The sequence below is a fragment of the Corynebacterium pseudogenitalium genome (genome assembly GCF_024453815.1).
In the GTDB taxonomy this organism is placed as follows: Bacteria; Actinomycetota; Actinomycetes; order Mycobacteriales; family Mycobacteriaceae; genus Corynebacterium; species Corynebacterium pseudogenitalium.
Window position 1 is genome coordinate 1,437,451 of sequence record NZ_CP072934.1, and the last position, 12,375, is coordinate 1,449,825.

The 12,375-nt window shown below is 58.2% G+C and carries 11 protein-coding genes; 5 read left to right on the plus strand and 6 right to left on the minus strand.

Features of this window, described 5'->3' with window-relative positions; all coding sequences use genetic code 11:
- The first annotated feature begins 219 nt into the window (after positions 1 to 219).
- The 4 genes from KBP54_RS06950 (at position 220) to KBP54_RS06965 (ending at position 3,877) form a co-directional block, all read left to right on the plus strand.
- Entirely contained in the window at positions 220 to 1,224 is a 1,005-nt protein-coding gene (locus KBP54_RS06950) for an alpha/beta hydrolase (RefSeq protein ID WP_256005109.1), read from the plus strand.
- 3 nt (positions 1,225 to 1,227) lie between these two features.
- Positions 1,228 to 2,640 carry a mycothione reductase gene (gene mtr, locus KBP54_RS06955; RefSeq protein WP_256005110.1) on the plus strand — a complete coding sequence of 471 codons (1,413 nt, stop codon included), beginning with the start codon at positions 1,228 to 1,230 and terminating at the stop codon, positions 2,638 to 2,640.
- Positions 2,641 to 2,984: 344 nt separating this feature from the next.
- A complete protein-coding gene (locus KBP54_RS06960) occupies positions 2,985 to 3,377 on the plus strand; it encodes a hypothetical protein (RefSeq protein WP_070362292.1) in 393 nt (130 codons plus the stop codon).
- Positions 3,378 to 3,430: 53 nt separating this feature from the next.
- A complete protein-coding gene (locus KBP54_RS06965) occupies positions 3,431 to 3,877 on the plus strand; it encodes a hypothetical protein (RefSeq protein ID WP_256005112.1) in 447 nt (148 codons plus the stop codon).
- Between the two features lie 130 nt (positions 3,878 to 4,007).
- Here the strand turns inward: KBP54_RS06965 and map are convergent, their stop codons facing one another.
- From map to dxr, 5 genes are all read right to left on the minus strand, one after another.
- Positions 4,008 to 4,907 (minus strand): type I methionyl aminopeptidase, encoded by a 900-nt coding sequence (gene map, locus KBP54_RS06970; protein WP_256005113.1) that lies wholly within the window; start codon positions 4,905 to 4,907, stop codon positions 4,008 to 4,010.
- A 35-nt stretch (positions 4,908 to 4,942) separates the two neighbouring features.
- Complete coding sequence (locus KBP54_RS06975; protein WP_256005115.1) at positions 4,943 to 6,766, minus strand: penicillin-binding transpeptidase domain-containing protein; 1,824 nt, start codon at positions 6,764 to 6,766, stop codon at positions 4,943 to 4,945.
- 62 nt (positions 6,767 to 6,828) lie between these two features.
- Positions 6,829 to 7,992, minus strand: coding sequence for a flavodoxin-dependent (E)-4-hydroxy-3-methylbut-2-enyl-diphosphate synthase (ispG, locus tag KBP54_RS06980; protein WP_070362289.1), 1,164 nt, complete (start codon positions 7,990 to 7,992; stop codon positions 6,829 to 6,831).
- A 20-nt stretch (positions 7,993 to 8,012) separates the two neighbouring features.
- On the minus strand, positions 8,013 to 9,221 hold the full coding sequence (locus KBP54_RS06985) for a M50 family metallopeptidase (RefSeq protein WP_256005116.1): 1,209 nt from the start codon (positions 9,219 to 9,221) through the stop codon (positions 8,013 to 8,015).
- A gap of 27 nt (positions 9,222 to 9,248) precedes the next feature.
- A complete protein-coding gene (dxr, locus tag KBP54_RS06990; protein ID WP_256005118.1) occupies positions 9,249 to 10,412 on the minus strand; it encodes a 1-deoxy-D-xylulose-5-phosphate reductoisomerase in 1,164 nt (387 codons plus the stop codon).
- A gap of 326 nt (positions 10,413 to 10,738) precedes the next feature.
- Between dxr and KBP54_RS06995 the strand changes: the two genes are divergently transcribed.
- Positions 10,739 to 11,179, plus strand: coding sequence for a DUF2631 domain-containing protein (locus KBP54_RS06995; protein ID WP_070362286.1), 441 nt, complete (start codon positions 10,739 to 10,741; stop codon positions 11,177 to 11,179).
- 93 nt (positions 11,180 to 11,272) lie between these two features.
- Here KBP54_RS06995 and rlmN read toward each other — a convergent pair whose 3' ends face one another.
- Entirely contained in the window at positions 11,273 to 12,370 is a 1,098-nt protein-coding gene (gene rlmN, locus KBP54_RS07000) for a dual-specificity RNA methyltransferase RlmN (protein ID WP_070478868.1), read from the minus strand.
- Positions 12,371 to 12,375: the final 5 nt, after the last annotated feature.

Below are 12,375 nucleotides of genomic sequence, written 5' to 3' on the forward strand. Positions count from 1 at the left end.
GCAACGCACACCTCAGGCAGGTGCGTAACCTCTCTAACCATACGCTTGTTGGCTGAACAGTTTCCACCTTACGTTACCCCTTATGCCCACATTTTGTTTTTGCTTCATACTTGCAGCCACCCCACCCCCTACACCCGCCCCCACCCCCTAGACCAAATGGTAAACATGGCTACTTGCACAGCCTAAGCAAGTTCCTAGCCAGTCCGTTACCATTCCTACATGGCCAAAATTAGGAGCAACCACTGGCAACCAGACATATTGGGGGACGGATTCGAACAACTTACGCTCCCCCTCGGGGAAGACCCTGATACCCACCAGCCGGTCGTAGCAACACTCGTAAGAACGAGCCCAGCGCCACCGTCCAAACCTGGACAACCAGCCTTACTGTGGATTCACGGCATGTCCGATTACTTTTTCCAGGATCATGCGGCCGAGTATTTCCACGAACAGGGTTATCCATTTTATGCACTCGACCTTCGTCGCTGCGGGCGCTCTCGACAGCGAGGTGAGCGCTGGCACTACACCCGGGATATGTCCCACTATTTCCCGGAAATCACGAAAGCGGTGCAGTACGTAGCCCAGGAACACGGCCAGGTAGTACTACTCGCACACTCAACGGGCGGGCTTATCGCGCCACTGTGGGCCGATGAGATGCGCCGCAACAACCCCGAAGTCCACGAACTTGTAGCCGGCATCATTCTGAACAGTCCCTGGTTGGACCTGCAGTTTCCGAAATCAATGACGACGGTGTTCAAGCCAGTCATCAATACTCTCGGCAAAGTTGTTCCGCTGCTGCCACTCCCAGGAGGAAGTCTCACCGCCTACGGTAAATCTCTCCACTACGAGGATCATGGTTCATGGTCCTTCAACAAGCAGTGGAAACCGATCTCCGGGCATCGGAAATATTTCGGCTGGATGCGCGCTGTACTTCAGGCGCAGGCAAAGATTCACTCGGGAACAGTCAACGCTGGTGTTCCAACCCTGGTCCTGCATTCCTCGCATTCTTTTTTGAAAAACGAATACACCCCGGCGGCCGATACCGCGGACACCATCTTGGACGTCGACCAGATCAGCTACTGGGCACCCCACGTTGCGGACGACACCACCACCGTCGCCATCGATGGCGCCCGCCACGACGTCTTCCTTTCCGAGCCTTACTCGCGCACAGCTGCCTACCGTGCCTCCATCCAATGGCTGCAGACCCTCACAACACCTAAGGAGTAACCAATGAGCATTCACGTAGACGAACACTTTGCCCTCATTATTATCGGCACCGGGTCCGGCAACTCGATCCTCACCCCAGACTTCGACGATAAAAAGGTAGCCATCGTCGAGGAAGGTACTTTTGGCGGCACGTGCCTTAACGTCGGCTGCATTCCTACAAAGATGTACGTCCTCGCCGCCGACGCCGCCTACCAGGCCCGCACTTCCAAGAAGCTCGGTGTTGACCTCGAATATCGAGGCGTCGATTGGCCATCCATCATCGACCGTGTCTTCACCGAGCGCATCGACAAGATTGCTGAGGGCGGCGAAGCCTACCGCCGCGGCGACGAGTGCCCCAACGTCACCGTTTTCGACCAACACGCGCGGTTCGTCGCCCCAAAGACAATCTCCACCGGCATCGGCAACGAAGCGCGCACAATCTCCGCTGACCAGATCGTGATTGCCGCCGGATCACGCCCCTTCATCCCTGAGTGGGCAAAAGCGGTGCCCTTCCACACCAACGAAGACATCATGCGCCTGCCGGAGCTCCCCAAGTCCCTGACGATCGTTGGCGGCGGTTTCATCGCAATGGAGTTCGCCCACGTCTTCGATGCACTCGGCACCAAAGTCACGGTGGTGAACCGCTCACCGTTCCTGCGCACCTTAGATGAGGACATCAACCAGCGCTTCAATGAACTCGCCCAAGAGCGTTTCGACGTCCACTTCGGCACCGTCCGCGACGCCCAGCACAACGCAGACGGCATAGCGCTGACTCTTGACGACGGCACCACCATCACCAGCGAGCACCTCCTGATTGGCATGGGCCGTATCCCGAACGGCGACCAAATGTCGCTCGAGGCATCGGACATCGATATGGAAAAAGACGGTCGCGTGGCCGTCGATAGTTACGGGCGCACCACCTGCCCGGGCGTGTGGGCACTCGGTGACGTGTCCTCTCCGTACCAACTCAAGCATGTAGCTAACGCGGAGATGCGTGCCGTGCGCCACAACCTACTGGCGGCGATGAATGGCGCCCCAGAATCCGAGTACCGCACCATGCCACACGAGCATGTCCCATTCGCCGTCTTCACCGAGCCACAGATCGCCACAGTTGGCCTCACAGAGGAGGAAGCAAAGAAGGCGGGCTACGACATCACCGTGAAACAACAGAACTACGGCGACGTCGCCTACGGGTGGGCACTCGAGGACACCTCAGGCATCGTAAAGCTTGTCGCCGACAAGAAAACTGGGAGACTCCTGGGTGCCCATCTTATTGGTCCACAAGCCTCCACGCTCGTCCAGCAGCTGATCACCATCATGGCGTTCGACATGGACCTTCGAGAAGTTGTACGTAAGCAATACTGGATCCACCCCGCCCTGCCAGAAGTCATCGAAAACGCGATTCTTGGTCTTGACCTTGCATTTATCGGCGAGTAAAACTTGCCGCCACCCCAAAACGGGGTGACTCTAGGCTTAGGCAAGGCACCCCTAATAGCTACAGGCATTTTCCCAGGTGACTTCACCACGTGTAACGCACGTGACACGCGCGACGATTCCCCTGTTGGTGCAGCAGGCCATACGTGGGCTTACTGACAGTTCTCTCACGGATTTTTTGGGATAACTTGTGCAATCTTGCCCGCGTTGGTCTAAAGTAGGTCACCGACACCGGGCAGAGTCCACATGGGGCTTGCTATCGGTCCTAGGGCCTTCACAGGTTCTGGATTTCTCCGAACTTCCACCCGGACGTCTTGTAAGTATCTATCAGAGAAGGATTTCGTTTCATGCGTAATTTCCGTAAGGCAGCCCTCGCAGGCGCTACCGCTGTCGCTGTAGCATTCGGCTCCGCAACCGTCGCTATTGCTGAAGAGAGCACACCAGCTCCGACCACCACCCACGCCCCGAAGGTGATTGAAGATTCCAAGGGTCTGGGCGGCTCCTCCACCAAGATCGGCCACAGCCTTGAAGCCTGGGAGAAAAAGGACGGCAAGGTCCAGGCAAACCCTGCAGACGGTCGCGAGATCTTCGGCTCCTCCAAGGATAACTTTAAAGGGCAGCCAAAGTGGGCACAGCTGGGCTACGTCCTCACCGTGTTCACCTCCGTTGCTGCTGCAGTCGGCCTGATCGTTGGACCTGCATACAACTTCGTTGTTCACGGTCTGCCAGCAGCCAAGTAAGTAATCGCGGATTTCCGCACCTGAATCAATAAATTTCGAAAGAAGGAAACTCAATGCGTAACTTCCGCACCGCAGCTGTTGCTTCCGCAACCGCACTGACTGTCGCTCTTGGTGGCATTGCCACCGCTTCCGCAGCAGAGAAGACCGATACTCCTGCAAAGCCAGAGACCGTCCCAACCGCCACCGAGACGCCTAAGCCTAAGGCTGACCGCCAGGTAATCTTCACGGGCAAGCAGGAAGGCGACAAGGAAGCCGGCAAGGTCATCTCCGAGGGCACCAAGGGCCTGTTCTCCGGCAAGGGTTCTTCCCACTACTACGATGACACCGACAAGCCTTTCTACGTCACCGATGCGTTCGGTAAAGAGACTGACGCTGCGGCTGTCCCTCAGTGGGCACGCGCTTGGATCGACGGCACTGTCATCGCTTCTATCGGCGCACTGGTTGGCCTGATCATCGCTGGCTTCAACTTCGCTTCCTACAACGGCCTGATCAAGCTCTAAGATCTGCCTCTTAGGAAACGCCACTGCCCTGTCGCAACACGCGACAGGGCAGTTTTCTTTTGGGTAAAAAGAATCGCTGTTGGTGCCTTACAACGACACCAACAGCGAATCAGCTATATCTGAGAGTTGGTTACACTCCCAACATCAGCTGCCCCTCCGCAACATCCTTGTCCGGAATGGTGAGGATCTCGTTGCCGTCCTCCGTAATCACCAAGGTGTGCTCAAACTGAGCTGTGAACTTGCCGTCGCGGTTCTGCACAGTCCAGCCGTTATCCCAAATATCGTACGGCAGTGCGCCGAGATTGATCATCGGTTCGATCGTCAGCGTCATGCCTGGCTCCAAGATGTCCCGGTATGCATCCGAGTCGTAGTGGAGCACCACGAGTCCGTTGTGGAACGTAGGACCAACACCATGACCAGTGAAGTCGGTCACCACGTTGTAGCCGAAGCGCTTCGCATAGGACTCGATAACCCTGCCGATCACGTTGATCTCACGGCCGGGCTTCGCCACCTTGATGCCCCGCATCATCGCCTCATACGTGCGCTGGACCAGATCCTTATGCTCCTGAGTGACATCGCCAGCGAGGAACGTCGCATTTGTATCACCGTGGACGCCGTTCTTATACGCGGTGACGTCAATGTTGACGATGTCGCCGTCCTCAATCACAGTGCTATCCGGGATGCCGTGGCACACAATCTCGTTCAAAGACACGCAGCAGGACTTCGGGAAGCCACGGTAGCCGAGCGTGGACGGGTACGCTCCGTGGTCAAGCATGTACTCGTGGGCCACGCGGTCGATCTCATCCGTCGTCACGCCAGGCTTCACTGCTGCGCCCGCAACCGCCAGTGCATTCGCTGCGATCTTCGAGCTCTCGCGCATCTTCTCGATCGTCTCGGCGTCCTGCACGTACGGCTCGCCGATGTTTTCCTGTACGTCGCCCTTCCAGGCGTACTCGGGACGCTCAATGTCCTTCGGAACCTTCCGGATTGGGGTGGACGCTTCTTGCTGTAGTTTTCCTCGTTTGCTCATGCGCCCCATAGTAGTACCTGCCGGCTGAGGTCTGACTAACCCCCGCGCGACTGGTCAAGATTCACCAACATCGAATTCGTCAACGCGACAGCAGCCTCCGAGCCACCACCAAGCACGACCAAAGCAGCGAATGCTATGTCATCGTCGACACGGTAGCCGGTGAACCACGAATGCGACCCCTGGTTGATTTCGGCCTCACCGGTTTTGCCACGGATATCACCACCGGCGGTCATCCCCGCCGCAGTACCACCCGGGGCGGTCACCGCCGCCATCATTTCCTGGAGCTGGTGCCATGCCTCATCCGGCATACGCGGCGCAGACTCGCTCAGCTCAGTCTCCGCTCCCTTAATCAGGTAGGGGATCGGCATTGAGCCATTCGCCGCAGACGCAGCCACGAGTGCCATCCCGAACGGGCTCGCAAGGTCATGGCCCTGCCCGTACCCGGCCTCTGTTCGGTCGAGTGGCTCCTCGCCTACCGGGATGGAGCCGGTGATCGTCTCCAGGCCTGGAATCTTCATATCGAGCCCGAGCCCGAACTGCTTGCCGATATCTCGAAGCTCACCCGGGGCGAGCTTCGTCGAAATGTCGGCGAATGTCGTGTTGCACGAGTGTGCAAAGGCAGACTGCAGCGACACGTTGCCGAGAGAGAATCCGGCGTAGTTCGTCACGGTCCTGCCATAGAGGTTCATGGTACCCGGGCAGGGCACGGTACTACCCGGAGTAAGGGCCTGGCGCTCGAGGCCTGCCGCGGCGGTAATGATCTTAAACGTCGATCCCGGTGGGTACTGGCCCATCGTGGCAAGATTGCCTTCACGGTCAGCGTCACGAGTCTGTGCAACAGCAAGCACCGCACCATCCGACGGGCGGATAGCAACAATCATTGCCTGCCGCCCCGCGTAGGGCTCCAACGCTCGTTCAGCCGCCAATTGCACGCTGTGGTCAAGGCTTACCTCAATAGTTGGAGCGGGTGCAGGTGCGTGTCGCTCAACGTCTTCCAACACGGCGCCGTGCTCGTTGACCACGCTCACGCTCCAGCCGTCATCGCCGATAAGGTCCTCGCGAACCAACTCACCAACGCGGGCAAGCATATCCGGCGCAAAATCAGGTTCGATGTTGACCATGGCCGCTTCTTCGTTGATGCGCACTCCCGGCACGGAGCTAAACGCCGCCTTAGCGGCGTCACCGAACTCTGCAGGCACCATCGCAACCGAATACGTTCCCTGGGCCTGGGCGAGGTTTTGTTCGAGCTCGTCGGCCGGAATGTCTGCCACGGCAGAAGATTTGCCACGGGCATCCTGGAGGAAGGACGAAATACGGCGTGCGGTGTCCGGAATGTCACGCACGGCATGCTTCTCAACCAGAATGCGGAACGCAGTACCAGGCCGCAGGAGTTCTACCCCATCGGAGGAGACAACGCTCGCCTTGGATGCGGCCACAGGGCGCAGTTCCAGATGTTGCTGCGCGCCAAGACGTGGGTGCAAAATGCTGGGCTGCCAACGAACGGTCCACTTCTCGCCGATCTGGGTCAGCGTCATGTGCGAGTCATACTCAAGCATGCGTTCTTTCGGCAGACCCCACTTCAAGTGGTACGAGACGGTAGCTAGGTTGTCACTTTGATTGACGTCGTTGATCGTCGCCTCCAGCGCCTCAGCTTGGAGCCCTTCGACCGTTTCTTGGAATGATGCGTTGGCGTCGGAGGGGACGTCGACAAGATCTTGAAAATTAGACCCGTCAAGGCTCACGAGGGCGTCAAGAAACTCACGAGCGACGGGCTCAACATCATTCGGGCGTGGTGTGCAGGCAGTGGCCAGCGCGCCCGTAAAAACTACGCTTAGGAGCAAAGCGAGGAGACGTTGCATGGACCTAAAGTACCAAGACCACAGTGAAACGTCGCCTCCGCCACTCCCCGCGAGCAGACTATCTAGCGCGTAACCTTGACTTCCGCGCGTGCGCCCTCGACCTCTTCGAGCCCCTCTTCCTCAGCAATACGCTGAGCGTGGGCAATGAGTGTCTCAACGATCTTCGACTCTGGAACAGTCTCAACGACCTCACCCTTCACGAAGATCTGCCCCTTGCCATTGCCGGAAGCCACGCCCAGATCGGCGTCGCGGGCCTCGCCAGGACCATTGACGACGCAACCCATGACAGCTACGCGCAGCGGGTACTCCATGCCCTCGAGGCCTGCAGTCACTTCCTCAGCGAGCTTGTACACATCCACCTGTGCGCGGCCACAGGACGGGCAGGAGACAATCTCAAGCTTTCGCGGGCGCAGGTTCAGCGACTGCAAAATCTGGTCACCGACCTTGATCTCCTCCACCGGGTCCGCAGAGAGCGAAACGCGAATTGTATCGCCGATGCCCTGCGAGAGCAGCGCGCCAAATGCGACGGAGGACTTAATAGTGCCCATGAACTTCGGGCCGGCCTCAGTCACGCCGAGGTGCAACGGGTAGTCGGTCTTCTCAGCGAGCTGGCGGTACGCCTCCACCATGAGCACTGGGTCAGAGTGCTTCACGGAGATGGCGATATCGCCGTATCCGTACTCCTCGAACAGGCCAGCCTCATAGATCGCGGATTCAACCAACGCCTCAGGGGTGGCCCGGCCATACTTCTCCAGCAGGCGCTTATCGAGCGAGCCACCGTTGACACCAATGCGAATCGGGATACCAGCGTCCCCTGCAGCCTTAGCGACTTCCTTCACACGACCATCAAACTCTTTAATGTTGCCCGGGTTCACTCGCACGGCAGCACACCCGGCATCGATCGCTGCGAAGATGTACTTCGGCTGGAAGTGGATGTCGGCAATCACCGGGATAGGTGACTTCGCCGCAATCGCTGGAAGAGCATCTGCGTCAACGGTCTTCGGGCAGGCAATGCGCACAATGTCACAGCCCGCGGTAGCCAGCTGCGCGATCTGCTGCAGCGTAGCGTTAATGTCGTGCGTCTTCGTCGTGGTCATGGACTGGACCGTGATCGGGTGATCCGACCCAACTCCCACACCGCCAACCATCAGCTGACGAGTCTTTCGACGAGGTGCGAGCGTTGGCGCTGGGCCTTCAGGAATGCCTAAACCGATGGGAAGATTCATAGTTGCTTACTCTAGCACTGCTACCCAAACAGCTTGATTGGGTTGACCACATCCGCAAGCATCACAAATACGCCAATCGTCAGCAGTGCAGCGGCCATCGCGTATGTCACCGGCATCAGCTTGCGGTAGTCCGCGGGGCCACCAGGCTCGAGCCCCCGCAGCCTGCGAAGCGCATCCCTAATCTTCTCATACAGGACTACTGTTATATGCCCACCATCCAGGGGCGGCAAGGGAATCAAGTTGAACAGCGCGAGGAAGAAGTTGAGACTCGCCAACATCATCCAGAACATCGACCACATGCTTTGTTGCGCTAACTCCCCGCCTGCGCGAGAAGCGCCGATGACACTAACTGGACCGTCAAGCTCTCGCTCAGCACCAAAAATTGAAGCCACAACACCAGGAATCTTCGACGGGAACGCGATAAGGCCCTGGACAGTCGCATTCAGCATCTGGCCCGTAAACGCAGCCGTAGCTGGCACAGCCTCGAGCGGACCGAACTGGCGCATCGCGTCTTCCACTGGCGCGCTTGTGACACCGATCGCCCCCGCTTCAAAGGACACACCGGTCGCTGGATCGATCCTAGACACGGTCGCGAGTGGAACTGCAATATCAAGCTCTTGCTCGTTACGCATCACAGTAAGCGTGACTGTTTCCCCCGGACGCTGCATCACATAATCCCTCAACGCTGGAAACGTAGTGAGCTCCTCCCCATCAACGGCGAGTAGCTTATCCCCTTCACGCAAACCTGCATCATAGCCAGGCCCATTACCGGTGCATTCTGCCAGATGAGTCTCATCAATCTGGTCGGGAGCGCACTGCAGCTCACCCACGGTTGGTGTCCGGTCGGCGTACGGATTCGGAATCGCCGCGAAAACCGCCACGAAGTACAGCACCACAACGCCGATCAGTAGATTCATAGCGATGCCACCGCTGAGCACCGCAATTCGCTGCCACCACGGCTTGCGGTACATCGCAACAGGCGCTTCGTCAGCGGTGACAGGATCCTGCGCGGTCATCCCTGCGATATCGCAAAATCCGCCGAGAGGGAGAGCCGCAATGCCGTACTCCGTCTCCCCCTTCTTGACGGACCACACTTTCGGCCCAAAGCCCACAAAATATCTCCGCACGCGCATCCCAAACGCGCGTGCGGTAAACATGTGGCCTGCCTCGTGGAGCGCGATAGAGACTGTAATACCCAGGGCAAAAAGTATGATTCCTACAACGCCCACTCGCTGCTCCTTGCCTTTCAGGCTGGTTTACAGCTGGGCGATTACTTCCTTTGCCGCCCGGCGTGCACCAGCATCCACGTGAAGAATATCTTCGATAGATGTCGGCGCAAAAGCAAACGCCCCTGCCGCGTCAAGGACATAGCCAATCACGTCAACGATGTGCGGGAAACGAATCTTGCCAGCAAGGAATGCTTCCACCGCCACCTCATTCGCGGCGTTGTACACCGCCGGGTATGGGTCCCCCATCGCTGAAGCTTCCCGAGCAAGACGCACGGCGGGGAAAGCTTCGTCGTCGAGCGGCTCAAACGTCCACTCACTCGCCTGCGAAAAGTCCAGCGCTGGCTGTGTACCCGGGATACGCTCCGGCCAAGCAAGAGCGTGGGAGATCGGCAACATCATCGACGGCGGCGAAGCCTGTGCAATCGTCGCTCCATCGGCAAATGTGATAGCCGAGTGCACAATCGACTGCGGGTGCACCACGACATCAATAATGTCGGGCGCAATACCAAACAGCAGCGTCGCCTCGATCAGCTCCAGTCCCTTGTTCACCATCGTGGCGGAGTTCAAGGTGTTCATAGTGCCCATCGACCACGTCGGGTGCTGCCCGGCCTGCTGCGGAGTTGCCTCCATCATCTGCTCGCGGGTCCACCCCCGGAACGGGCCTCCCGAAGCAGTAAGGACGAACCGTGAAACGTCAGCACGGCTCCCTGCGCGCAGGCATTGGGCCATCGCAGAGTGCTCAGAATCGACCGGCACGAGCTGTCCAGGCTTCACCTTCTCCATGACGAATTGACCGCCAGCGACCAGCGATTCCTTGTTCGCCAGAGCTAGCACGCCATCCTTGCGAAGCGTCGCAAGCGTCGACTCAAGACCGGCGGAACCGACAAGCGCATTTAACACGATGTCTGCATCTTGCATTTCAACAAGAACCGCAGCGGCGTCCTCACCTGTGATAATGACATCACCCACAGCGCGAGAAACGTCTTTCGCAGGGTCGAGCTGCTGCACTGCAATTTGTTCTGGGCGCAGATTGAACTCCTGTGCCTGTTGGATAACAAGCTCAGGGTTGTGCCCTGCTGCCGCGATGCCGACAACCTCAAAGTCTTCAGGGTGCTTCCGAATGATATCGAGAGCCTGTGTGCCGATAGAGCCTGTCGATCCAAGAATCAGAACCTTTTTCACAACCTCCATTGTGGCACGTCACGGCAAAAATAGATACTTAGTTTCTCCTTAAAGTATTTTTGACCACCGCTCGTCGTGGTGCATACACAAGATGTGCACATACGACCGTGGGGATACTCTGTCATTCCCATCACCACACATCGCACCCACAGGCGCACCTCCCCCGCCGCCCTCACGTACATGGTGCGAAAGTTTGAACTCATTGGGGGCTACACAGTGCCATCGCGCCCTGCAATATGAAAAGATAATGCACAGTACACACAGATTTAGCATGTCCGCCGTCGGGCGCATACACAATAATGCGAACCGATGCGGACGACTACAGCTCAAGGAGAATGGCAGTGGCTCACCCTCAGGACAAAGCTCCACAGGTATATAACGGCGTTTCTGAAGCTGACGTCCCTTCCGCCCGCTTCGGGTGGAGCGCGTTCAAGCCGCGCACGATTCAACTCGCAGGGTGGATCTCGGTGATCTTCTTGCTCGCGTACAACTTCGGTAACCACCACGGCCACGTAGAAACGATTTGGCTGCTCGCATTTGCAGTTTTGATTGCAGTTGCACTGATTTTCCACGGACTGCAGCCGAAGCTCAGCCAGGTGCGCACGGTCACCTCGCACAACAAGCCTGCTGGCCACAAGGAGCCGGACTGGATTTACGCGCAGCAGACGATGACCGGCCCGTACGCCGAGCTCGATGAGCGCGAGCTGCGCGCCCTCAACATCGATCCGGCGCGTCTCAATTCACTGCGCGGTGCACAGCAGCAGAGCATTCACTAGTTTCGCGTTTTACACCGAATAGCAATAAACGGCGCCACCCCACTCACAGGTTGAGGGTGGCGCCGTTTTCGCGCACCTAAATTCGGCGCAACGTCACTCGCCTTCCGCCGCGAGCTGCCCGCAGGCCGCAGCGATCTCCTGGCCCTTCGTGTCACGGACAGTGCACGTCACACCCTGCGCAATCACACGACGAACAAACTCATCCTGGCGCGCCTTCGGGGACGCGTCCCACTTCGAACCCGGAGTTGGGTTCAGTGGAATGAGGTTGACGTGTACCAGCGGCCCCAACGCCTGATGCAGCTTCCTGCCGAGCATGTCGGCGCGGAAATCGTGATCGTTGATGTCACGAATCAACGCGTACTCAATCGATACGCGGCGCCCTGTTGTATCCGCGTAGTAGCGGGCTGCATCCAGCACATCCTGCACGGAGAACCTGTTGTTCATCGGCACCAGTGTGTCGCGCAGCTCGTCATCAGGGGTGTGCAAGGAAACCGCGAGCGTGCAGGAGAGGCCTTCGTCGGCAAGCATTCGAATCTGCGGCGCGAGACCAACCGTTGACACAGTGACGTTGCGTTGAGAAATCCCGAAGCCCTGCGGCGCTGGACTCGTGATCTGGCGTACTGCGCTGACCACGCGCTTGTAGTTCGCCAGCGGCTCTCCCATCCCCATAAAGACGATGTTGGAAAGACGGGAGCCTTCCTCCTGCATCATGGCTGCTGCAGCTCGCACCTGATCGACGATCTCCGCAGTTGACAAGTTTCTGTCGAGACCGCCCTGACCGGTCGCGCAGAACGGACAAGCCATTCCGCAACCCGCCTGTGAGGAGATACACAGCGTCGCGCGGTCCTTGTACCGCATCAGCACAGACTCCAGGAGAATGCCGTCATGCAGCCGCCACAACGTCTTGGTGGTGTCCCCCTCATCGGTCTCTACCCGACGTACTGGGGTCAGCAGCGTCGGAAAAAGAGCCTCTTTTACCTTCTCGCGCTGTGCGGCAGGCAGATCCGTCATTGTGAGGGGATCTGCTTCAAACTTGCCGTAGTAGTGGCGCGCAATCTGGTCCGCACGGAACTTCGGCAGGCCGAGGGACTTCAGGGCCTCGATGCGCTCTTCGCTCGACAAATCAGCGAAGTGCTTCGGTGGCATACCAAACTTTGGGGTCAGAAGTGGCAGTGTTGGGGTCTCAGTCATAATTG

Excerpts from the sequence above, each read along its gene's own strand:
- KBP54_RS06950 (WP_256005109.1), top strand. The coding sequence starts at position 220 with ATGGCCAAAATTAGGAGCAACCACTGGCAACCAGACATATTGGGGGAC.
- mtr (WP_256005110.1), top strand. The coding sequence starts at position 1,228 with ATGAGCATTCACGTAGACGAACACTTTGCCCTCATTATTATCGGCACC.
- KBP54_RS06960 (WP_070362292.1), top strand. The coding sequence starts at position 2,985 with ATGCGTAATTTCCGTAAGGCAGCCCTCGCAGGCGCTACCGCTGTCGCT.
- KBP54_RS06965 (WP_256005112.1), top strand. The coding sequence starts at position 3,431 with ATGCGTAACTTCCGCACCGCAGCTGTTGCTTCCGCAACCGCACTGACT.
- map (WP_256005113.1), bottom strand. The coding sequence starts at position 4,907 with ATGAGCAAACGAGGAAAACTACAGCAAGAAGCGTCCACCCCAATCCGG.
- KBP54_RS06975 (WP_256005115.1), bottom strand. The coding sequence starts at position 6,766 with ATGCAACGTCTCCTCGCTTTGCTCCTAAGCGTAGTTTTTACGGGCGCG.
- ispG (WP_070362289.1), bottom strand. The coding sequence starts at position 7,992 with ATGAATCTTCCCATCGGTTTAGGCATTCCTGAAGGCCCAGCGCCAACG.
- dxr (WP_256005118.1), bottom strand. The coding sequence starts at position 10,412 with ATGGAGGTTGTGAAAAAGGTTCTGATTCTTGGATCGACAGGCTCTATC.
- KBP54_RS06995 (WP_070362286.1), top strand. The coding sequence starts at position 10,739 with ATGGCAGTGGCTCACCCTCAGGACAAAGCTCCACAGGTATATAACGGC.
- rlmN (WP_070478868.1), bottom strand. The coding sequence starts at position 12,370 with ATGACTGAGACCCCAACACTGCCACTTCTGACCCCAAAGTTTGGTATG.